The organism is Nonomuraea polychroma, assembly GCF_004011505.1.
GTDB lineage: Bacteria > Actinomycetota > Actinomycetes > Streptosporangiales > Streptosporangiaceae > Nonomuraea > Nonomuraea polychroma.
Map to the genome: position 1 here is coordinate 1143452 of NZ_SAUN01000001.1, position 22310 is coordinate 1165761.

Below are 22310 nucleotides of genomic sequence, written 5' to 3' on the forward strand. Positions count from 1 at the left end.
GGGCCGCCCGCCGTGCCGCGCGGCGCGTCCGGCCCCGGTCGCGACATGGGCCCTCGCGACCCTTCGCGCCTCCGCACCCGCAAGCTTCCGGCGATGAGCCCGCGAGCGTCGCGCCGGGGGTCACAACGGTCGCTCATCGGCGCCGGTTCCAGCGTGCCCGGCAGGTGTGCAGCGTGGGCTCGGCGCGGGTTGATGGCCCGTCCGTCGTACGCCCGCCTGGCAGGTCCGCGTGCCATGGCCGGCCGTGCCGGCGGGTGGCTCGAGGCCGCCCGCCGGCGAGCAGGCGGGCGGCCGCGCGGGCCGTCACACGTAGACGGTCTGCGTCTGCTGGTAGCCGGCCAGCCCCTCCGGTCCCAGCTCGCGGCCGAGGCCGCTGGCCTTGACACCCCCGAAGGGGGCGGCGGGGTCGGGGATGTAGCGGTTGACCCCGATGGTGCCGGTACGGACCCGGTGGGCGACGGCGGCGCCGCGTTCGGGGTCGCTGGTCCACACCGTGCCGCCGAGGCCGAAGTCGGAGTCGTTGGCGATGCGGACGGCGTGGTCGACGTCGTCGTACGGGATGAGGGACAGGACGGGCCCGAAGATCTCCTCCTGGGCGATGACGGAGCCGTTGTCGACGTCGGCGAAGACGGTCGGCTGCACGAACCAGCCCCGTTCCAGCCCGGCGGGACGCCCGCCGCCCACCGTGATCCGGGCCCCCTCGCCGCGCCCCTTGGCGATGTACGACTCGACCCGGTCGCGCTGCCGGGCGGTGGCCATCGGCCCGATCTGGGTCGTGGCATCACCGGCGTCGCCCACGGTCAGCGAGCCGGCCAGGGCCGTGAAGGCGTCGACGACCTCGGCGTACCGGCTGCGCGGCGCCAGGACCCGCGTCCCGAGGAAGCACGTCTGACCGTTGTTGAGCAGCGTGGACCCGAACAGCCCTTCGCCGATCTTCGCCAGGTCCAGGTCGGCGTCGTCGAGCACGATCGCCGCTGACTTGCCGCCGAGCTCCAGGGTGACCGGCCGCAGCAGCCGCCCGCACGTCTCCGCGATGGTGCGCCCGGCCGCGGTGGAGCCGGTGAAGGCCACCTTGTCCACTTGCGGGTGGGCGACCAGATACGCCCCGACCTCGCGTCCGCCCGGCACGATGTTGACGACCCCGGCGGGCACGCCGGCCTCCTCCATGGCCTCGGCCAGCAGGTAGGCGTCGAGCACGGTCTCCGGCGAGGGCTTGATGACGAGGGTGCACCCGGTCGCCATCGCGGGGGCGATCTTGAACATGGACAAGGCCTGCGGGAAGTTCCACGGCACGATCGCCGCCACCACCCCGACCGGCACCCGCCGCACCTGGATCGAGCCGCCGAACAGCCCGGCCCTGGTCTCGGTGAACTCGGCCGCGCGGGCCAGTCCGGCGTAGTACCGCAGCACGGCGCTGGGGTAGCCGGTCTCCAGCTGGCGGGCGACCGCGACCGGCATGCCGTTCTGGGCGCTGACCCGTTCGACGAAGCCGTCGGCCCGCCGGTCGATGGCGTCGGCCAGACGGTCCATGACGTCGGCGCGCCGGGCCGGCTCCCAGCTCGACCACCCGGACGGGTCGTCGAAGGCCTGGCGGGCGGCGGCGACCGCCGCGTCGATGTCGGCCTCGGCGCCCTCGGGCACCTGGCCGAGCTGCTCTTCGGTGCTGGCGTTGACCGGGATGATCACGCGGTCCGTGGCGGGGCGGACCCAGGTGCCGCCGATGAAGAAGGTGTCGTAGCGAAGGTTCATCAGCGCGCTCCAAAGGTCAGGACGGGCTTGAGGGTGGTGCCCTTCTCGGAGTCCTCCACCGCCTGGTTGATGTCCTCGAAGGCGTACGTCTTGATCAGCTTGTCGAACGGGAACCGGCCCTGCCGGTGCAGGTCGACGAGCTTGGGGATGAACAGGCGCGGCACGCTGTCGCCCTCGACGATGCCGCGTACGCTGCGGCCGAACAGCAGTGAGGACATGTCGAGCGAGACCTCCGTGCCGAGCGCCGCGGCGCCGATCAGGCCGCAGGTGCCGCCCTGGTTGAGCGCATCGGCGGCCTGCCGGAGCACGGCGGGCACCGCGGTGGTCTCCACGGTGTAGTCCAGGCCGAGGCCGCCGGTGAGGTCGCGCAGCCGCTGCACCGTGTCGCCCGCGGCGGCGTTGATCACGTGGGTGGCGCCCAGTTGCTCGGCCAGCTCCAGTCGCTGGTCGTTCAGGTCGATGGCGACGATGGTGGTGCAGCCGGCGACGACGGCGGCCATGACGGCGCTGATGCCGACCGAGCCCGCGCCGAAGACCGCGATGCTGCTGCCCGCCGGCGGCTTGAGCGAATTGAGCACGCCGCCCGCGCCGGTCTGGATGCCGCACCCCAGCGGGCCGAGCAGCTCCAGCGGCGCGTCCTGGTCCACCTTGACGACGTTGCGCTCGGTGGCCAGGGCGTAGGTCGCGAACGCCGACTGGCCGAAGAAGACGCCGTGCACACCGCCGGATTCCCGGTGCAGCGGGGTGCTGCCGTCGGCGCGTGAGCCCGCGAAGTTGCAGGCGAAGAACTGGTCGCAGTACGCCGGACGGCCCTGGTCGCACATGCGGCACGCGCCACAGGAGTTGAACGTGAGCACAACGTGGTCGCCGGGAGCGACGTAGGTGACGCCGTCGCCGACGGCCTCCACGACGCCCGCGCCCTCGTGGCCGAGCACCGCGGGCAGGGGCACCGGGTACCACTGGTCGCGGACGATCAGGTCGGTGTGGCAGACGCCGGAACTCACCATCCGGACGACCACCTCGCCCGGCCGCGGGTCGTCCAGTTCGAGTGGGGTGAGGGCGAAGGGAGCGCCTTTGGTCTCGGTCAGTGCCGCGGTGATGCGCACGTTACGACTCCTTTGCCGGTGGGTTTCTCACCGGAAAAATAAGACGGCGTGCGCCGGGTGCGGTGTTCAACTATTGGACACGGTGATCTTCAGGGCGCGCATGCGGTTGTAGAGCGTCGTCCGGCTGATGCCGAGCTGCTGCGCGGTACGCAGCTTGTTGCCGTCGTGCTCACGCAGCGCGGCGGCGATGGCGTCGTGCTCGGCCCGCTCCAACGGCGTCATCCGCCGCAGCCGGGGGCTGACCTGGTACCTCTCGGGCAGGTCGCGCGGTGTCACGTCACCGGCCGAGCGGTGCGCCACGACCGCGCGGAGCACCGTGCGCAGCTCGCGCAGGTTGCCCGGCCACGGGTGCGCGGCCAGGGCCGCCAGCGCGGCCGGCGTGAAGCGTACCCGGTCACCCACCCCGAGGTCGTCGAGCATGGCCCGCACCAGCCCCGGCAATTCTCCGGTACGGTCCCGCAGTGCAGCCAGCTCGACCCGGGACGCGCACTCGGCCGCGAGCGCGGCCGCGCCCCCGGCGAGCTCGGCGAACGGCGCCCCGGTCAGCACGATCCGCCGCCCGGCTCGCTCGATGAGCCGTCGCAGCCGGACCGCGCAGGCATCGGGCAGCACATGGGCGTCTTCCACGAGCAGAAGGCCGGTGCTCCGCTCCAGGTCGGCCAGCCAGGCGGCCTCGCCCCGGACGGCGGCCTCCGAGGCGTCGAACGTGGCGATCCCGGTCCCGGCCGGCGGGCGTGCCGTGCTCGTATACCCGGGGATCGCGGTCTCCCCGGCCAGCGACCGTGCCGTGGTCGTCCGCCCCGTCCCCGGCTCCCCGCCGATGTAGACCGAGGTGCTCGCCGGTGCCTGCGGCCGCGAGACGAGGACCGGCCGGGCGTGGCCGGGATCGGTGAACTCGAACAGGGTTCCGTCCGTGGAGGCGATGGCCTGGAGCCGTACGTGCAGGTGACGTCCCGACGACAGTTCGATCCCGCGCTCCTCGCTTCTGTGCCGGCGCCCGAGGTCGGCCGCCAGCTCGCGCAGCCGCAGGTGGTCGATCGGGTCGAGGAGCTCCGCGGCCGCGGGGTTCGCCAGCACCACGCCCTCGCCGAGCACCAGCACCGGGCGGGTGCGTCCGGCCGCGGCCGCCTGGAAGGCGGCGAGCATGTGCTGCTGGGCCCGGCGCGCGCTGAGCAGCAGCCGCTCCTCGATGTCGCTGGCCGCCCGGGCGAGGAACGGGCCCAGCAGCGGGGAGTCGTTCTCGGCCAGGCAGGTGATGTCCAGCACGCCTTCCAGCCTGCGGGTCGCCGGATGCCTGATCGGATGGCCGTAGCAGCTGAACCGTTTGAACGGCTCCAGGTAGTGCTCCTCACCGTGCACCGCGAGGCCGTGGCGTAGCTCGTACACCGTGGCGATCGAGTTCGTCCCGGTGGTCTCCTCCATGAAGACCCCGCCGGTCACCACGCCCAGCGCCTCCAGCCGGCCGCGGAGCGTACGTGCTCCGATGGGCACGTCCACCAGCCGGGACTCCCGGTCTGCGAGGATGACGCAGTAGTCCGCGTCGCCGAGCTGTTCGGCCAGGTGCTCCAGCACCGGCTGGGCGGCGGCGACGAGCCGGCTGCGCGGGTCGACCTCGTCCGGCTCGATGCGGAGGTCGGGCGCCCCCGGTCCGAGACCGCTCATCTCGCAGCGCCGCCACGACAGCGCGATCTCAGGACGCAGGCTTGGACTGATCCTCACGGCGACCTCCGGTGAAGCCAGATGGACGTCGGTCAGCCGACGCCGAGGAGGGCATGGGCGCGGGCGCGGTCCGCCCGGAAATCGGCGGTCGGGCTCCGGTGCACGATGCGCCCCTTCTGCATGACCGCCACCTCGTCCGCCAGGCGGAAGGCCAGGTGCAGGTCCTGCTCCACGAGCACGGCCGCGATGCCCTCGCCGCGCAGCTGCTCCAGCAACTCGGCGACCTGGTCGACGACCGCGGGCGCGAGGCCGTCGGACGGCTCGTCGAGCAGCAGCAGACGGGGGTTGCGCAGCAGCGCGCGGCCGATAGCCAGCATTTGCTGCTCGCCGCCGGACAACTGGTCGCCGCGGTTGCCGCGGCGCTCGGCGAGCCGCGGCATCAGCTCGTAGACCCGCTCCGGCGTCCAGCCGTCCCGTCCGCGCACGGACGCGATGCGCAGGTTCTCCGCCACGGTGAGCGGCGCGAACACGCGGCGGCCCTGGGGGACGATCGCCACGCCGCTGCGGGCGACAACGTGCGCGGGCGCCCCGGCGAGCTCCCGGTCGCCGAGGCGGATGCTGCCGGAGTACGGCTTGAGCATGCCCATGACGGTGTGCACGAAGGTGCTCTTGCCGGCGCCGTTGCGGCCCAGCAGCGCCACGACGCCGCCGGCGGGCACGGTGAAGTCCACGCCGTCGAGCACCGTGCTGCCCGCATAGCCTGCCCGCAGGTCGCGCACGGTCAGCACGTCCGTCATCAGAGACCTCCCGTGAAAAGCTCGTCGGCTCTGGCCGAGCCGAGATAGGCGCGCCGCACCTCGTCGTCGGACTGGATCTCCCGCGGGGTGCCGGTGGCCAGGACCCGCCCGAGATGCAGGACGGTGACCCGGTCGGCGAGGCGGAACACCACGTCGAGGTCGTGCTCGACGATGAGCAGGGTCAGGTCGTCCGGCAGCCGCTCCACCAGCGCCGCGAAGCGTTCGGTCTCGGCCGCGGACATGCCCGCGGTCGGCTCGTCGAACATGACGAGAGACGGCTGCGCGGCGAGCACCATCGCCACTTCGAGCTGACGGCGTTCGCCGTGGGACAGGGCGGAGGCCCGGTCGCCGGCCCGCCCGGCCAGCCCGACCGATTCCAGGTGGTGGCGTGCCTCGGCCTCGGTGCGCCGGAAGCGCCGCGCCGCCCGGTCGAAGCGGTGCGCCACCCGGTGGACGCGCTGGACGGCGAGTGCGACGTTGTCCAGCACCGAGCAGTCCAGGAAGAGGCTGGAATGCTGGTAGGTGCGCAGCAGCCCGCGCCGGGCCCGCTCGGACTCGGGCAGGGCCGTGACGTCCTGGCCGTCGAACAGCACGCTCCCGCCGGTGGCCGGCAACGTGCCCGCCACGGTCGCGAACAACGTCGACTTGCCTGCGCCGTTCGGCCCGATGAGGGCGTGCCGCTCGCCCGGCGACACCGCCAGGTCCACCTGATCCACGGCGGTGAGCGAGCCGTAGGCGCGGGTGAGGCCCCGCAGCTCCAGGAGAGGCGTCACGACGGGCGCTCCTTTCTGCGGCCCTTTCCGGCGCCGGCCAGCCCGCGCGGCATGATGAAGACGACGGCGGCGAACAGCAGGCCCAGCACCAGCGGGCCGTGCCCGTCGATGGAGGCCGACAGGTTGTCGCGTACCAGCAGCACGATGGCCGCGCCCAGGCACGGCCCCCACAGGCTGCCGGCCCCGCCCATGACGACGCTGAGCAGGGCGAGCGCCGCGACCTCGAAGCCCAGGTCCCCGGGTGAGACGAACCGCGCCTGCGCCACCCACAACGCGCCGCCCGCTCCCGCGACGGCTCCTGCCAGGCAGAACACGCCGTACCTGGCGAGCGCCGGACGGTAGCCGAGCGCCCGCATCCGGGCCTCGTTGTCGCGCACGCCGCGCAGCGTCCTGCCGTACGGGGACCGGACGACCAGCGCCACCCCCGCGAAGAGGACGACAGCCACCGCCAGCACCCACCAGTAGACGAACCCGCTGGCGAGCAGCGGAGCGCCGAACAGGCTGATCGGCGGCATCCCCGCCAGGCCGTTGCTGCCGCCCACGGCCGACCAGGTGTCGGCCACCTGATGCACCGACTCGCCGATGGCCAGCGTCAGCATGAGGAAGACGATGCCCCGGGCCCGTACGGCGACCCACCCGGTGGCGGCCGCGGCGATCAATCCGGCCGCGAGCCCGGCGACCACCTGCACCATCGCGTCCGAGGTGACGTGGAGGCCGATGAGCACGGCCGTGTAGGCGCCGACGCCGAAGTAGGCGGCCTGACCGAGCGTGGGCAGGCCCGCGACCCCGGTCAGCAGGTCGACGCTGAGCACCAGCACCGCGAAGGCCAGCATCCGCGTCATCGTGGTCACCGGGTAGGCCCCGAGCACCATCGGCGCCGCCACCAGCACCGCGAGGACGGCGATGACGAGCGCCGCCTTGCGCGGCGAGGAGCGGGTCACCTCGGGGGCCACGGTCTCCGTCGGTTCCATGGTGGTAGTGACCTTCACGCGCGCACCGCCCCGCCGGTGGGCAGCAGACCGGCCGGGCGCAGCAGGAGCACCAGACCCATCGCGGCGAAGATCAGGAAGGAGGCGTACTCCGGCAGCAACGAGGTGCCGAGTGCCTGCACCTGCCCGATGAGGACGGCGCCGAGCAACGCACCGCGGACCGAGCCGAGGCCGCCGATGACCACCACGACCAGCGCCAGCAGCAACACCTTCTCGTCCAGCCCCGGCTGGGCGCCCAGGATCGGCCCGGCCAGCACCCCGCCGACCGCCGCCAGGGCGGCCCCTGCCGCGAACACCCCCACCAATACCCGTCCGGTGTTGATGCCGAGCGCCGACACCATGCTGCGGTCGGCGACCGTCGCGCGGATCACCGAGCCGAGGACGCTCCGCTCGACCAGGACGTAGACGGCGACCGCCAGCACCACCCCGAACCCGATCACCAGCAGCCGGTAGACCGGGTAGGTCTCGCCGAACACGACGACGCTCCCCGCGACGGGGGCGGGCGCGGCGATGGAGTGCACGTCGTTGCCGAAGAAGATCGACAACAGCTCGGCGACCACGAGGGAGACGCCGAGCGTGAGCAGGGCCTGGTCGAGATGGTGCGGCGTGGCCCTGGTCAGGCCCGCGAGCACGCCGCCCAGCAGGGCCCCCAACCCGGCGGCGAGCAGCACCGCCAGGACGAAGGCCCCCAGGCCGGCGCCGTCGGCGACCAGCGCCACCGCGACGTAGGCGCCGACCAGGTAGACCGCGCCGTGCGCCAGGTTGAGCACGTCCATCATGCCGAACACCAGGGACAACCCGAGCGCGATCGCGAACAGCAGCGAGCCCATCGCCAGCCCGTTGAGCACGCTGACCAGGTGCCCGGTCATGGGGCCCCGCTGAGCGGTCCGGCGACCGCGTTGACGACGGCGCCGCCGCTGGATTTGACCTCGCGCAGGTAGTACGTCTGCTGGGGGTCGTGGTTGGCGTCGAAGCTCCACTGGCCACGGGGGCTGTCGACGGGGCCGACCGAGCCCAGCGCCTTGACCAGCTCGTCGCCGCTCCCGGTGGGCGCGTTCGCGAGGGCCTTGTCGAGCACGGCCGCGGCGTCGTAGGCCTGCACCGCGTACACCGTGGGCGCTTCGTTGTAGGCCTTGCGGTAGGCGGCCACGAACTCCTTGTTGCGCGGGGTGTCCAGCTCGGTGGAGTAGTGCAGGGAGGTCTTCACGCCGACCGCTGCCTCGCCCTGCGCGTCGAGCACGCCGCCCTCGGTGAGGAAGCCCGTGGCGTACAGGGGCGTCTTGTCGGCCAGCCCGAACTGCCGGTACTGCTTGACGAAGTTGACCGCCTCGGCACCCGCGTAGAAGCTGTAGACGGCCTTGGCGCCGGAGCCGCGGATCGCCGACAGGAACGGCTGGAAGTCCTGGGTCTTGCCGAACGGTGTGTACTTCTCGCCGGCGACCTTGCCGCCGGCCGCCTCGAACGTCTTGCGGAACCCGGCGATCATCTCCTTGCCCGCGGCGTAGTCGGCGGCGATGAGGTACACGCCGCCGTCGGCCTCCTTGGCCACCTCGGGGCCGAGCGCGGCCGCGACCTTGCCGTTGGAGAAGCTCGTACGCCAGACGTAGTCGGACTTGCTCGCGCCGGTGATGTCGTTGGCGCCGGCGTTGGCGATCAGCAGCAGCTTCTTGGACTCGTGGAAGAAGTCCCGCAGGCCGAGCGCGGTGGCGGAGTTGACCACCCCGACGACCGCGGTGGCCTGATCCTGGGTCACCAGCTTCTGCGCGGCGGGCACGCCGGTCTGCGGCCCTTCGCCCTCGTCGGCGGCCACGACCTCGACGGTGCGCCCGCCCAGCTTGCCGCTGTGCTGGTCAAGGTAGAACTGGAATCCATTGCGCATGTCCTCGCCGAGCGGGGCGTAGACCCCCGACAGCGGAACCAGCAAACCTATCTTCACGGGTCCCGCGGTCGACTCGCCGCCGGACTGGGTCAGGCTCGAACCCGCACAACCCGACAGCGCGAGCAGGACGACGGCGGTGCCGGGTCGTAGCGTATGGAAAACAGTGGAGAGAACACCCATGTGCGGCTCCCGGGGGATGACGTCGGCGTCAGTGCGCTGACACGGTGGGCACAGAATCCACAGATGGGTGTTGTGGCGTCAAGAGTCTGTAACAAATCGATACCTCGTTGAGCTGCGAGACGTCATGTGTGGATCGTCCCGGTGGTTCCTCTCGGCTCCCAGTTGAATCTGGCTTAGCGTGTCGATGCAGGTCACGCTGGTGTGGCCCGGCGTTGCGTCAACACAATCTGCTACATATGTCTTTCGCAACGCGATGAAAGTGTGGCAAGTTTGGGATGTGAGCGGAGGATTGCGATGACCCGGACGTTGCCGGACCGGTGCGGCGTGGTAGGCGGCGGGCGCATGGGCGCCGGCATCGCCCACGCCCTCCTGCTGGCCGGTTGTGAGATCACACTGGTGGAGCGCGACGAGAAGGCCGCGACCGCCGCCCGCGACCGGGTGGCCCGCGCCGTCCGGGCCAGCGCCGAGCGTGGCCTGATCGAGGACGCCGACGAGCCGATGACCCGCCTGCACCCGGTCACCGGCCCCGCCGGCCTGGCCGGATGCGGGCTGGTGATCGAGGCGGTGCCCGAGGACCTCGATCTCAAGCTCGTCACACTCCGCGCCGTCGAGGACGCGGTCGAGCCGGAGGCGGTCATCGCCTCCAACACCAGCAGCATCTCGCTCGGCACCCTCGCCGAGGCGCTCGCCCGGCCCGGACGTTTCCTCGGGCTGCACTTCTTCAACCCCGTCCCGGCGAGCAGGCTCGTCGAGGTGGTGATCGCCTCCGCCACCGAACCGGCCCTGCGGGACCGCGCCGTGGCGTGGGTGGAGGAGATCGGCAAGACCGCCGTGGTCGTCCGCGACTCGCCCGGCTTCGCCAGCAGCAGGCTGGGCGTCATCCTCGGCCTGGAGGCGATCCGCATGGTCGAGTCCGGCGTCGCCACGGCCGAGGACATCGACGCCGCGATGACGCTCGGCTACGGCCACCCGATCGGACCACTGCGCCTCACCGACCTCGTCGGCCTGGACGTCCGGCTGGGCATCGCCCGCTACCTCGAACGTGAGCTGGGCCCCCGCTTCGCCCCGCCGGACCTGCTCGTCCGGCTCGTCGAGCAGGGCCGTCTCGGACGCAAGACCGGCAAGGGCTTCTACGACTGGAGTGACGCATGACGTTGCCGAGTTATCTCGAAGGCTCCTGGCGCACCGGCGCCGGCAAAGGCACGCCGGTCGCCGACGCGGTCACCGGCGAGATCGTCACCCGGGTCACCAGCGAAGGGCTCGACCTGGCCGCCGCGGTGGCGTACGCACGGCGCACCGGCCTGGCATCGCTCGGCGAGCTGACCTTCCCGCAGCGGGCCGCCGCCCTCAAGGCCGCCGCGCTGGCGCTGCAGGAACGCAAGCAGGAGCTGTACGACCTGTCGGCGCGAGCCGGCGCCACCCGACGGGACGCCGCGGTCGACGTGGACGGCGGCATCGGCACGGCCCTGGTCTACGCGAGCCTCGCCCGCAAGGGCCTGCCCGATCACACGCTGATCGTCGAGGACGACCCGATCCCGCTCGGCAAGGGCGGCACGTTCGCGGGCCGGCACGTCCTCACCACGCCACGCGGGATCTCCCTGCAGATCAACGCCTTCAACTTCCCGGTGTGGGGCATGCTGGAGAAGCTCGCCCCCGCGCTGCTCGCCGGGCTGCCGACGATCGTCAAGCCGGCCACCCCGACCGCGTACATCGCCGCCCAGGCCGTGCGCATCATCGCCGGCACGTTGCCGCCCGGCGCGATCCAGCTCGTCGCGGGAGGCGTCCCCGGCCTGCTCGACCTGCTCGGCGGTCAGGACCACATCGGGTTCACCGGGTCGGCGGCCACGGCTGCCAGGCTGCGGGCCGACCCGGCCGTCACGCGCCGCTCGGCACGCTTCAACGCCGAGGCCGATTCGCTCAACTGCTCGGTCCTCGGCCCGGACGCCGTGCCGGGGGAGCCGGAGTTCGACCTGTTCGCCGATGCCCTTGTCACCGAGATGACGGTCAAGGCCGGGCAGAAGTGCACCGCCATCCGGCGCGCGTTCGTGCCCGCCCACCTCATGGACGCGGTGTCCGAGGCGGTCGAGGCCAGGCTGGCGCGGGTCGTCGTGGGCGCGCCCGGCGCCGAAGGCGTGACGATGGGCGCTCTCGTCGGCCTCGCGCAGCGCGACGACGTACGCGCCGCCGTCGCCCGGCTCACCGGAGCTCGCGAGGCCGGATCCATCGTGTACGGCGACCCGCACAAGGTCGAGGTCGTCGGCGCCGACGCCGAACGCGGCGCGTTCCTGTCGCCGCTGCTGCTACGCGCCGACGACGTGGACCGTCCCGAGCCGCACGAGGTGGAGGCGTTCGGACCGGTGAGCACGCTCATGCCCTACCGCGGCATCCCCGAGTTGCACGAGCTGATCGCCCGCGGCGAGGGGTCCCTGGCCGGCTCGGTGGTCTCCCACGACACCGACTTCGTGCGGCAGGTCGTGCTCGGCGCGGCCGCCCACCACGGCCGCCTCCTGGTGCTCGACCGCGACAGCGCGGGGGAGTCCACCGGGCACGGCACGCCCATGCCGCAGCTCGTCCACGGCGGGCCGGGCCGCGCCGGCGGCGGCGAGGAGGAGGGCGGGCTGCGTGCCGTGCACGCCCACCTCCAGCGCACCGCACTCCAGGGCGGCCCAGAGATTCTCGACGCGATCGTCAACAGAGACATGCAGACAGGAGAGCAGCGATGAGCACCGACTCCCGCACCGGCGCCGCCCCCTCGCCCAGCGGCCCCCTCAGCCGGGTCGACTACAGCGAGCGCATCCCCAACAACGTCAACCTGGCCGGTGACCGCCGCCTGCAGCGCGCGCTCGAAGGCTGGCAGCCGAAGTTCCTCGACTGGTGGAAGCAGCTCGGCCCGGCCCTGCCGACCAAGGACGTCTACCTGCGCACCGCCGTGGCGGTGGGCCGCGACGGGTGGGCGCACTTCGACCACGTCCCCATGGACGAATACCGCTGGGGCATCTTCCTGGCCGAGCGGGACCCCGACCGCAAGGTCAACTTCGGCAAGCACAAGGGCGAGCCGGCCTGGCAGGAGGTGCCCGGCGAGCACAGGGCCGACCTGATGCGCCTGATCGTCGTGCAGGGCGACACCGAGCCCGCCTCCGTCGAGCAGCAACGCGTCCTCGGCCACACCGCGCCCAGCATCTACGACCTGCGCAACCTCTTCCAGGTCAACGTGGAGGAGGGCCGCCACCTGTGGGCGATGGTCTACCTCCTGCACGCCTACTTCGGCAGGGAGGGGCGCGAGGAGGCCGAGCAGCTGCTCAAGCGCAACTCGGGCGACCTCGACGCGCCGCGCATCCTCGGCGCGTTCAACGAGGAGACCACGGACTGGCTGCAGTTCTTCATGTTCACCTACTTCACCGACCGGGACGGCAAGTATCAGCTCGGCACGTTGAAGGAGTCGGCGTTCGACCCGCTCGCGCGTACCTGCGAGTTCATGCTGAAGGAGGAGGCCCACCACATGTTCGTGGGCACCACCGGCGTGCAGCGGGTCCTGGAGCGCACCGCCGAGCTCATGAAGGAGCACGAGACGGCCGACATCCACCCGCACGGCGGCATCCCCCTGGACATCATCCAGAAGTACCTGAACTTCCAGTTCTCGGTGTCGATGGACCTGTTCGGCTCGGAGCAGTCCACCAATGCCGGCAACTACTACAGCTCCGGCCTGAAGGGCAGGTGGATGGAGACCCGGCGCAAGGACGACCACGTGCTGCTGGACGCCACCCGCGAGCTGCGTTACGTCGAGGACGGCCAGATCAAGACGAAGACGGTGCCGATGCTCAGCGCGCTCAACCTCGACCTGCGCGACGAGTACGTCGCCGACTGCGCCAACGGCATACGCCGCTGGAACCAGGCGCTGGAGGACGCCGGCCTCAGCGAACGGCTCTACCTGCCGCACGAGGGCTTCAACCGCAAGGTCGGCGTGTACGCCGGACACCACCTCACCCCGCAGGGCGAGGTCGTCGACGAGGCCTCCTGGCAGGCCCGCGCCGACGAGTGGCTGCCCACGCCCGAAGACCGCGAGAAGGTGGCCAGCCTGATGGTCCCCGAGTACGAGTACGGCAAGTTCGCCGGCTGGATCGCCCCGCCGAAGACCGGCATCAACGACCAGCCGGTCGAGTTCGACTACGTGCACCTGGCCGACGAGGGGCTCCTCTAGGAACGGCCTCGTCCAGGAGCGGGCGGCGGTCAGGATGGGCGGCGGTCAGGAACCGGCGGCGGTCAGGAACGGGCGGCGGTCAGGAACGGGCGGCGGCGCCCTCGTCCATGCGGTCCCACTCGGCCTGGGCACGCCGGTGCCACCGGTTGTGCCGGTCGTGGAAGACGGCCGCCGCCCGTGGCCCGGGCCAGTCGTGCTCGAGCAGCTCGGCCGGCAGGTCGGGGTCGAGGAACGGGAAGCGCCGCCACTCCTGGATGAGCAGCACCTGGTGGACGAACGCGTCGCGGTCGGACTCGGCGGCGAGGCCCTCGAACCGTTCGATGAAGGCCAGGTAGCGCTTCTCCACGTCGTCGAGGTCCCACGCCGCGTTGATCAGCTTGGCGGCGTCGCCGATGCTCGCCGACGGACCGGTCCAGGCGTAGGCGCGGTCGGTGAGGTCGAGCTCGTGGATGACGTCCCTGACCGCGGCCTCCTTGGAGACGTCGGGGACGATCCAGAGCGTGGGGGAGGGCGAGCCGAGCCCGAGCCAGGTGAGCTTGGTGCGCAGGCGGTGGCGCAGCTGGCGCTGGGTCTCCGGCACCCCGGCCGTGAGGACGAGCCAGCGGCCGTCCCAGGCGTGCGGCCCGCGCATGAAGCCGTAGATGCGTTCGGTGCCCTCGCGCAGCAGCCGGTCGCCGGCCTCGGTCAGGTTCCAGCGCACCTTGCGGCCGTGTCGCACCGACGTGAGCAGGCCTTCGGCCGCGGTGCGGGACAGGGCCTGGCGCGCGGACTTCTCCTCGATGCCGAGGGCACCGAGCGCGGTGACGAGGGTGCCCGTCCAGACCTCGCCGCTGCGCGGCAGCACGAACTCGCCGAGGACCGTCAGCAGGAGCGAGCGGGCGCTGGCGCCGGTCGGGCGCCGATCGGCCGCCCGGCCGTTCTCCGTGCGCGCTTCGCGCGGGGCCACGTCTGCCCTCCTGTGCTTCGACTCGCTGGTGACGCGCATTCTGCCAGGTTAGGCAACCCTGCGCGTAGGGCGAGCCCAGTCTCCCAAAATGCTACAAACACTTGACGATACATCTGCGAAACGTCGAACATTGAAGACGCAAGCCCCCTTCGCCTCCTGGAGCGCGCATTGAGTGAAACAACGCATTCGGCTCCGCCGGTGGTCCGCTTCGCGACCTCCCCGGACCGCTACCGTCACTGGAAGCTCGAGGTGGACGGGGCGGTGGCCACCGTCACGCTGCGCGTGGACGAGCACGGCGGCCTGGTCCCCGGCTACGAGCTCAAGATGAACTCCTACGACCTCGGCGTCGACATCGAGCTCTACGACCTCGTCCAGCGGCTGCGCTTCGAGCACCCGGAGGTCAAGGCGGTCGTGGTGACCGGCGGCCTGGAGCGGATGTTCTGCGCCGGGGCGAACATCAGGATGCTGGCCCAGTCCACGCACGCCTGGAAGGTCAACTTCTGCAAGTTCACCAACGAGACCCGCAACGGCATCGAGGACGCGACCGAGCACTCCGGCCAGACGTGGATCGCCGCGCTCAACGGCACCGCCGCGGGCGGCGGCTACGAGCTGGCGCTGGCCTGCGACCAGATCGTCCTCGTCGACGACGGATCATCCGCTGTGTCCCTGCCCGAGGTTCCCCTGCTCGGCGTGCTGCCCGGCACCGGCGGCCTGACCCGCGTCGTGGACAAGCGCCACGTGCGCAAGGACCGCGCCGACCTCTTCGCCACCAAGTCCGAGGGGTTCCGCGGCCGCACGGCTGTGGAGTGGGGCCTGGTGGACGCGTCCGTCCCGCGTAACGCCCTGGACGAGGAGGTCGCCAGGCGCGCCGCGGCAGCCGCGGCGACGTCCCGGCGGCCCTCGGGGGCGAAGGGCGTGGCGCTGACGCCGCTCGACCGCAAGGACGAGGGTGACACGATCACCTACCCGTACCTGTCGGCGCGGATCGACCGGGCCGGCCGCCTTGTCGAGATCACCGTGACCGGCCCCCACGACGCCCCGCCGGCCGACCCCGCGGCCCAGGGCGCCGACTACTGGCCGCTCGCCGTGACGCGGGCGCTGGACGACCTCATCCTGCACCTGCGGACCAACGAGCTGGACCTGGGCATCTGGGTGCTGCGTGCGGCAGGCGACCACGAGCGGGTGCTGGCCTACGACGCCCAGCTGCGCGAGATGGCCGGCGACTGGTTCGTCAACGAGGTGCGCCACTACTACAAGCGCACGCTCAAGCGCCTCGACGTCACCAGCCGCAGCCTCATCGCCGTCATCGAGCCGGGGACGGCCTTCGCCGGGCTGCTGGCCGAGCTGGCCCTGGCCGCCGACCGGCAGTACATGCTGGAGGGCGTCTACGAAGACCGCGACGACGATGCAGCGCTTCCCCTCCATGGCTACGCCCCACCGCCCCCTGTCCCCGCCACCATCGTGCTCACCCTGTCCAACGACGGCGACTATCCGATGGGCAACGGCCTGTCCCGCCTGCAATCGCGCTTCTGGGGACACGACGACGACCTGCAGGCCGTGCGCGCCAGGCTCGGTGAGCCGCTCGACGCGGCCGCCGCGGTGGAGCTCGGCCTGGTCACGCTGGCCCTGGACGACATCGACTTCGAAGAGGAGTTGCGGATCGTTCTGGAGGAACGCGCCTCGTTGTCGCCTGACGCGCTGACCGGCATGGAGGCCAACCACCGCTTCGTCGGCCCCGAGACGCTGGAGACGAAGATCTTCGGGCGGCTCACCGCCTGGCAGAACTGGATCTTCATCCGGCCGAACGCCTCCGGCCCCGACGGCGCCCTGCGCCGCTACGGCACCGGCCGCAAGGGCGACTACGACCTCGGGCGGGTCTGACCATGACCGAGTTCAACGCGGGAAGGTGGCTCGTCCACCGCCACGTGCGGGAGGGCCACGGCGGCCGGGTGGCCGTGCGCGGCGCCGCCACGCTCACCTACGCCGAGCTCTCGGAGCTCGTCGGGACCGTCACCGCCGGGCTGCGCTCTCTCGGCCTGCGGCGCGACGACCGCGTCGTGTTCGTCACCAACGACGACGTGCCCATGTTCGCCGGGATCCTCGCCGCCTTCTGCGGCGGGTTCGTGGCCGTGCCGGTCTCCACCATGCTGGGGGCGAAGGAGCTCGGCGCGATCATCGCCGACTCCGGCGCCGCCGTGGTCGTGGCGAGCGCCGACTACGCCCCCCAGGTCCGGGAGGCCCTCACCGCGGCGCCCGAGGTGCGCCATCTGGTGTGGGACGGCGACGCGCCGCCGGACAGCCCGTCCCTGACGTGGGCGGAGCTGCTCAAAGCGGGCGAAGGCCGGTCGCGCGAGCCCGCCGTCACCCTGGAGGACTCCTGGGCCCTGTGGCTCTACACCTCCGGCACCACCGGCGTGCCCAAGGGCGCCATGCACCGCCACGCCAACATCCGGCACGTCTGCCAGACCTACGGCGACCAGGTGCTCGGCATCGGTCCCGGTGACGTCTGCTTCTCCATCGCCAAGCTCTTCTTCGCCTACGGCATCGGCAACTCGATGTTCTTCCCGCTCTCCGCCGGGGCCACGACGGTGCTGGAGCCGCGCCGCCCCACCCCCGCCGTGACGGCCTCGCGCATGGCCGCGGACCGGCCGACGTTGTTCTTCGCCGTTCCCACCTTCTACGCCGCGCTGCTCGCCGCCGACCTGCCGGAGGACACCTTCACCTCGGTACGCCTGGCCGCCTCGGCGGGGGAGGCCCTGCCCGCGCCGCTGCAGGAGAGGTTCACCGGGCGCTTCGGCGTCGAGATCATCGACGGCATCGGCTCCACCGAGGCGCTGCACATCTTCCTGTCGAACCGGCCCGGCGAGGTGCGCCCCGGCACGACGGGCGTGCCGGTGCCCGGCTACGACATCGAGTTGCGCGACGCCGAAGGCACGCGAGTGCCCGACGGCGTGCCGGGGGCGCTGCACGTACGCGGGGAGTCCATCGCCCTGGGCTACTGGCGGCGCACCGAGGCCAGCCGCGCCGTGTTCGCGGGCGAGTGGCTCAACACCGGCGACACCTACGTGCGGGCGCCCGACGGTTACTACACCTGCCTGGGCCGCAGCAACGACCTGCTCAAGGCGGGCGGCATCTGGGTCTCCCCGGCCGAGGTCGAGAGCCGCCTGCTCGAGCACCCGCAGGTCGAGGAGGCGGCCGTGGTGGGCGTGGCGGACGAGCACGGGCTCGACAAGCCGGTCGCGTGCGTCGTCACCCGGGGAGAGGTCACCGCCGAGGAGCTCGTCCAGTGGTGCCGCGACGGGCTGGCCTCGTTCAAACGCCCCCGGCAGGTGGTCTTCCTCGAGCAGCTGCCCAAGACGGCGACCGGCAAGATCCAGCGGTTCAAGGTCCGCGAGCTCCTCGCCCACCAGGAGGTGGCGGGATGAGCGTGATCGACGTCGACGTGCTGATCGTCGGGGCGGGCCCGGTCGGCCTGTTCGGCGCCTACTACGCCGGCGTGCGCGGGCTGCGCACCGCGGTCGCCGACTCGCTCAGCCAGGTCGGCGGGCAGGTCAGCGCCATGTACCCGGAGAAGCAGATCTACGACATCGCCGGGTTCCCCGCCGTCTCCGGCCGGCAGCTCATCGCCAATCTGGTGGAGCAGGCGGCGCCGTACCAGCCGGCGTACGTGCTCGGCGAGGAGGCCCAGCGGCTCGAGCACGCGCCCGGTGGCCTGCTGGTGGTGAAGACCAGCGGCGGAACAGAGATCACCGCCCGGGCGGTCGTCGTGACGGGCGGCATCGGCACCTTCACGCCGCGCCCGCTCCCGGCCGGCGAGGAGTTCCTCGGCAGGGGCCTTGCGTACTTCGTGCCCGACGGCGCGGACTACGCGGGCAAGGACGTGGTCGTCGTCGGCGGCGGCGACAGCGCCGTGGACTGGGCGCTCATGCTCCACCCCATCGCGCGGAGCGTCACGCTCGTGCACCGCCGTGCCGCGTTCCGCGCCCACCACGGCTCGGTCGAGCGGCTCAAGGCCTCGCCCGTGGAGATCGTCACCAACGCCCAGGTCACCGCCGCCCACGGCGGCGACCGGCTGGAACGCGTCGAGCTGAGCACGGGGGAGACCCTGCCGTGCGAGCGGCTCGTCGCGGCCCTCGGCTTCACCGCCAACCTGGGGCCGCTCCGCGAATGGGGGCTCGACCTGCACGACAACCGCCACCTGGTCGTCGACTCGGCGATGCGCACCAACGTGCCCGGCATCTTCGCCGCCGGCGACATCGCCGACTACGACGGCAAGGTGCGGCTGATCGCGGTCGGGTTCGGCGAGGTGGCGACGGCCGTCAACAACGCCGCGGTGCACATCGACCCCGCCGCCCAGCTCTTCCCGGGGCACTCGACCGACAACCCCGCCCCGGTCTAGTCAGGAGTTCTCACATGCCGTACGTCATCGCCGCACCCTGCATCGACGTCATGGACAAGTCCTGCGTCGAGGAGTGCCCGGTCGACTGCATCTACGAGGGGGACCGCAAGCTCTACATCAACCCCAAGGAGTGCATCGACTGCGGCGCGTGCGAGCCCGTGTGCCCCGTCGAGGCGATCAGCCAGGACCGGCGGGTCGACCCCGAGCACGCCGGCTTCGTCGAGGACAACCGCCGCTTCTTCGCCGAGGTGCTGCCGGGGCGCGACGCGCCGATCGGCGCGCCCGGCGGTTCGAGCAAGACGGGCCGCATCGGTGTCGACACGCCCATGGTGGCGGACCGGTCATGATCGATGGCATGCGACTCATCGACGCGCACGTGCACATCCCCGTGCTGGGCACCCTCAAGCCGGCCTGGCTGACGTGGGCCCGCGACTTCGGCGAGCACGGCCTCATGGAGGACGCCTGGGACGGGGACGGCAGGCCGCGCCCGGCCCGCCTGGATGAGATCTTCGCCGCTCAGGGCGTGGACGTGGCGTTGCTGTTCTGCGAGTACAGCCCCAAGGCGACCGGCATGCAGTCCTTCGAGGACCTGCTGCCGATCGTCGAGCACAACCCGGCCAGGTTCCGCCCGGTCGCCAACGTCAACCCGCACCTGCACTTCCCGCTCGCCGAGGAGGTGCGGCGGCAGCTCGACCTCGGCGCCGCCGCGCTGAAGCTGCACCCGGTGCACGGCGGGTTCCGCTGCGACGACGCGGCTCTCTACCCGGCGTACCAGGTGCTCGAGGAGCGGGGCGTCCCGCTCGTCGTGCACTGCGGCACCAGCTCCTTCCCCGGCTCGATGAACGAGAACGCCGACCCGCGCTTCCTCATCCCGGTCGTGCGCGACTTCCCCGGCCTCAACGTCGTGCTCGCGCACGGCGGGCGCGGCTGGTGGTACGACGCCGCGGCCTTCCTGGCGCTGTCGAACGACACCGTGTGGCTGGAGTTGTCCGGCCTGCCGCCCAAGCGGCTGCCCGAGTACTACGCGCGTTACGACCTCACCCGCCTGGCGCGGAAATGCATCTTCGGCACCGACTGGCCCGGCGTGCCCGGCATCGCCGCCAACGCGCGTGCCGTCGCCGGGCTGCTCCCGGCCGGCGTGGCCGCGGCCGTGCTCGCGGGCAACGCGATGCGCGTGTACGCGGGGGTATGACCGATGCCCGTTTACGCTCTCGGCGACCAGGTGCCCCGCATCCATCCGGACGCGTACGTGCACCCCGACGCCGTCGTCATCGGCAGCGTCACCATCGGCGCGGAGTCGTCAGTGTGGCCGGCCGCCGTGCTGCGGGGCGACTTCGGCCGCACCGAGATCGGCGAGCGTACCTCCGTCCAGGACGGCACCGTCGTGCACACCACCGAGCAGTGGCCCACCGTGATCGGCAGCGACTGCGTCGTCGGGCACAACGCCCATCTCGAAGGATGCACGGTCGAGGACCGCTGCCTCATCGGCTCGGGTGCCGTGGTGCTGAACCGCGCCGTGGTGCGTGCCGGGTCGGTGGTCGGCGCGCAGGCGCTCGTACCGGAAGGGCTGGAGGTCCCGGCCGGCCACATGGCGCTCGGCGTGCCGGCCCGCCCCAGGCCGATGGACGGCACCGCGCAGAGCGAGTGGATCGACTACGGCGTGGACGAATACCGCGGCAACGCCAAGCGCTACCGGAACGAGCTGCGCAGGGTCGACAGCTGACCGTCAGCGGCGCTTCTCCAGGAACGCCGTCATGCGCGCGTGCTTGTCCTCGGTCTCGAACAACACGGCCTGCGCCACGTCGTCGAAGCGCGGATGGGCGCCAGGAGGCGCGGCAAGGGCGAGCTTGGTCAGGCGCAGCGCGAGCGGCGCGTTCTTGGCGATGCGGGCGGCCAGCCGGTCCGCCGCGGCCGCCAGCTCCTCCTCGGGGACCAGCTCGTTCACCAGCCTGACGGCCAGCGCCTCCTCGGCGGACACCACCCTGCCCGCGAGCAGGATCTCCTTGGCGAGCGGCTCGCCGACCAGCTCGCGCAGCCGCCAGCACGCGCCCGCGGCGGCCATGATGCCGAGCCCCGCCTCGGGATTGCCGAACCGGGCCCGCGGGGTCGCGATGCGGAAGTCGCAGGCGTAGGCCAGCTCCGCGCCGCCGCCGAGCGCGGGCCCGTCGATGGCGGCGATCGTGGGCATCGGCAGCCGGGCGATGCGGTCGAACAGGCCGCTGTTGATGCCGGCGAGGGCGTCCTCGCGGCGGCGCTCGCGCAGCTCCCGGATGTCGGCGCCGGCCGCGAACACGCCGCCCGACCCGGTGATCACCAGGATCCGGGGGCGGCGCTCCAGCTCGGCGCACACCTCGTGCAGATCGGCCACCATCGCCGCGTCGATCGCGTTGCGCACGTGCGGGCGGTCCAGCCGGACCAGCACCCGATCCTGACCGTCCTCGATCCTCAGTGTGTCGCTCAGCGGACGCTCCTCTGTCCAGAACGTGCTACAGATCCTTGATGATACGACACTCTAACGTAGAGCGATGGTCAGGTGCTGGATTCGCGGATCCTGAGCTCGAAGGGAGCGGTGTACTCGCCGGTCTCGCGTCCGGGGGCACTCATGCGGCCGGTCAGCAGCTCGACGGCCTTCTCGGCCATCCACCGGTGATCCGGCGCCACCGTGGACAGCGAGGGCACCATGAACTCCGCCTCGGGGATGTCGTCGAAGCCGACGACACGGATGTCGCCGGGGACCCGGAGGCCGCGGTCGGCGAGGCCGCGGAGCACTCCCTGCGCGACGGTGTCGGTGACCGCGACCACGCCGTCGACCTCCCGGCCGGGGCCGGCCAGGCGGTGGGCCGCGGCGCGGCCCGCCTCCATGGTCAGCTTGTCAATGGTGAAGAGCAGCGCGGGATCCGGCTCCAGCCCGCGTTCGGCGAGGGCGGCGAGGTAGCCCTGGTAGCGGCGGGTCACCACGTTGACCCCCTTGAGGGCACTACCGGTGACGATCGCGATCCTGCGGCAGCCTTGGTCGATCAGGTGCGCGGTCGCCGCTTTCGTTCCTTCCTCGTTGGGCATGGCGACGTGGTCGAAACGGCCGCCGAAGTCCTGCTCGCCGAGCATCACGATGGGGTAACCGGTGCCGGCCAGCCGCGGATCGGCGCGATCGAGCTCGACCGCGCTGAGGATCAGGCCGTCGAAGTGCAGCGTGTGTGAATGGGCGATCGCCTCGATCTCTCCGGCGGCGGCCGCCCCGGTCTGCTCGATCGCGACGTGGAAGCCCCGCTGCGCGGCCTCGTCGATCACATGGGCGGCGAGGTGGCCGAAGTAGGGGCTGCGGATCTCCGGCACGGCGAGGCCGATGATGCCGGTCCGCCCGGACTTGAGCGTCCGGGCGGAGAGGTTCACGCGGTAGCCCGACTGCCGGATGGCCTCCAGCACCCGGCGGCGGACGGGGTCGCTGACCCCGGCGCGGTTGTTGACCACGTTGGAGACCGTCATCTTCGACACCCCGGCGAGCCGGGCGACGTCGTTCATGGTCACCATGCGTGCCCCACGTTCTGTCCTGCGGGCCGGGTCCCGGTCTCCGCGAGCTCCGGCGGGCTCTGGCGGGCCGCCACTGTCATCGCGCCGAGCCTATCGCGGTGCGCAGG

The 22310-nt window shown here is 72.0% G+C and carries 20 protein-coding genes; 9 read left to right on the top strand and 11 right to left on the bottom strand.

The window, feature by feature from the left end:
- Positions 1-303: 303 nt before the first annotated feature.
- The 8 genes from EDD27_RS05070 to EDD27_RS05105 form a co-directional block, all read right to left on the bottom strand.
- Positions 304-1749, bottom strand: coding sequence for an aldehyde dehydrogenase (locus tag EDD27_RS05070; protein ID WP_127931310.1), 1446 nt, complete (start codon positions 1747-1749; stop codon positions 304-306).
- The gene (locus EDD27_RS05075; protein WP_127931311.1) at positions 1749-2855 is read right to left on the bottom strand and encodes an NAD(P)-dependent alcohol dehydrogenase; all 1107 of its coding nucleotides are present in this window, start codon (positions 2853-2855) and stop codon (positions 1749-1751) included. The genes EDD27_RS05070 and EDD27_RS05075 overlap by 1 nt, the downstream gene beginning before the upstream one ends.
- Before the next feature lie 66 nt (positions 2856-2921).
- Complete coding sequence (locus EDD27_RS05080) at positions 2922-4574, bottom strand: sigma-54-dependent Fis family transcriptional regulator (RefSeq protein WP_206641254.1); 1653 nt, start codon at positions 4572-4574, stop codon at positions 2922-2924.
- Positions 4575-4606: 32 nt separating this feature from the next.
- A complete protein-coding gene (locus tag EDD27_RS05085) occupies positions 4607-5311 on the bottom strand; it encodes an ABC transporter ATP-binding protein (RefSeq protein ID WP_206641255.1) in 705 nt (234 codons plus the stop codon).
- Complete coding sequence (locus tag EDD27_RS05090) at positions 5311-6084, bottom strand: ABC transporter ATP-binding protein (RefSeq protein WP_127931312.1); 774 nt, start codon at positions 6082-6084, stop codon at positions 5311-5313. Before EDD27_RS05090 ends, EDD27_RS05085 begins: the two co-directional genes overlap by 1 nt.
- On the bottom strand, positions 6081-7055 hold the full coding sequence (locus EDD27_RS05095; RefSeq protein ID WP_127931313.1) for a branched-chain amino acid ABC transporter permease: 975 nt from the start codon (positions 7053-7055) through the stop codon (positions 6081-6083). Before EDD27_RS05095 ends, EDD27_RS05090 begins: the two co-directional genes overlap by 4 nt.
- A 14-nt stretch (positions 7056-7069) precedes the next feature.
- A complete protein-coding gene (locus EDD27_RS05100) occupies positions 7070-7942 on the bottom strand; it encodes a branched-chain amino acid ABC transporter permease (RefSeq protein WP_127931314.1) in 873 nt (290 codons plus the stop codon).
- A complete protein-coding gene (locus EDD27_RS05105; RefSeq protein WP_127931315.1) occupies positions 7939-9132 on the bottom strand; it encodes an ABC transporter substrate-binding protein in 1194 nt (397 codons plus the stop codon). The genes EDD27_RS05100 and EDD27_RS05105 overlap by 4 nt, the downstream gene beginning before the upstream one ends.
- Before the next feature lie 294 nt (positions 9133-9426).
- On the opposite strand from EDD27_RS05105, the gene EDD27_RS05110 reads away from it, so the two are divergent.
- Genes EDD27_RS05110 through boxB form a run of 3 tightly spaced genes read left to right on the top strand, consistent with a single transcriptional unit; the run spans position 9427 to position 13330 of the window.
- Entirely contained in the window at positions 9427-10284 is an 858-nt protein-coding gene (locus EDD27_RS05110) for a 3-hydroxyacyl-CoA dehydrogenase family protein (RefSeq protein WP_127931316.1), read from the top strand.
- Positions 10281-11855 (top strand): phenylacetic acid degradation bifunctional protein PaaZ, encoded by a 1575-nt coding sequence (paaZ, locus tag EDD27_RS05115; protein ID WP_127931317.1) that lies wholly within the window; start codon positions 10281-10283, stop codon positions 11853-11855. Before EDD27_RS05110 ends, paaZ begins: the two co-directional genes overlap by 4 nt.
- Entirely contained in the window at positions 11852-13330 is a 1479-nt protein-coding gene (boxB, locus tag EDD27_RS05120; protein WP_127931318.1) for a benzoyl-CoA 2,3-epoxidase subunit BoxB, read from the top strand. The genes paaZ and boxB overlap by 4 nt, the downstream gene beginning before the upstream one ends.
- Before the next feature lie 79 nt (positions 13331-13409).
- Here the strand turns inward: boxB and EDD27_RS05125 are convergent, their stop codons facing one another.
- Positions 13410-14315 carry a PaaX family transcriptional regulator gene (locus EDD27_RS05125; RefSeq protein WP_127931319.1) on the bottom strand — a complete coding sequence of 302 codons (906 nt, stop codon included), beginning with the start codon at positions 14313-14315 and terminating at the stop codon, positions 13410-13412.
- Between the two features lie 159 nt (positions 14316-14474).
- Here EDD27_RS05125 and boxC point away from each other — a divergent pair, with 159 nt between their 5' ends.
- From boxC to EDD27_RS05155, 6 genes are read left to right on the top strand one after another with little or no spacing between them, the layout of a single operon-like run.
- A complete protein-coding gene (boxC, locus tag EDD27_RS05130; RefSeq protein ID WP_241563872.1) occupies positions 14475-16157 on the top strand; it encodes a 2,3-epoxybenzoyl-CoA dihydrolase in 1683 nt (560 codons plus the stop codon).
- Positions 16158-16159: 2 nt separating this feature from the next.
- Entirely contained in the window at positions 16160-17701 is a 1542-nt protein-coding gene (locus EDD27_RS05135; RefSeq protein ID WP_127931321.1) for a benzoate-CoA ligase family protein, read from the top strand.
- The gene (locus EDD27_RS05140) at positions 17698-18675 is read left to right on the top strand and encodes an NAD(P)/FAD-dependent oxidoreductase (protein ID WP_206641256.1); all 978 of its coding nucleotides are present in this window, start codon (positions 17698-17700) and stop codon (positions 18673-18675) included. Before EDD27_RS05135 ends, EDD27_RS05140 begins: the two co-directional genes overlap by 4 nt.
- Positions 18676-18689: 14 nt before the next feature.
- Positions 18690-19022, top strand: coding sequence for a ferredoxin (gene fdxA, locus EDD27_RS05145; protein ID WP_127931322.1), 333 nt, complete (start codon positions 18690-18692; stop codon positions 19020-19022).
- 8 nt (positions 19023-19030) lie between these two features.
- On the top strand, positions 19031-19867 hold the full coding sequence (locus EDD27_RS05150; RefSeq protein ID WP_206641257.1) for an amidohydrolase family protein: 837 nt from the start codon (positions 19031-19033) through the stop codon (positions 19865-19867).
- Between the two features lie 3 nt (positions 19868-19870).
- Entirely contained in the window at positions 19871-20398 is a 528-nt protein-coding gene (locus tag EDD27_RS05155) for a gamma carbonic anhydrase family protein (RefSeq protein ID WP_127931324.1), read from the top strand.
- 3 nt (positions 20399-20401) lie between these two features.
- Here EDD27_RS05155 and EDD27_RS05160 read toward each other — a convergent pair whose 3' ends face one another.
- Complete coding sequence (locus EDD27_RS05160; protein WP_338324634.1) at positions 20402-21097, bottom strand: enoyl-CoA hydratase/isomerase family protein; 696 nt, start codon at positions 21095-21097, stop codon at positions 20402-20404.
- Between the two features lie 107 nt (positions 21098-21204).
- Positions 21205-22203, bottom strand: a complete 999-nt coding sequence (locus tag EDD27_RS05165) for a LacI family DNA-binding transcriptional regulator (RefSeq protein WP_206641258.1) — start codon at positions 22201-22203, stop codon at positions 21205-21207.
- Positions 22204-22310 lie beyond the last annotated feature (107 nt).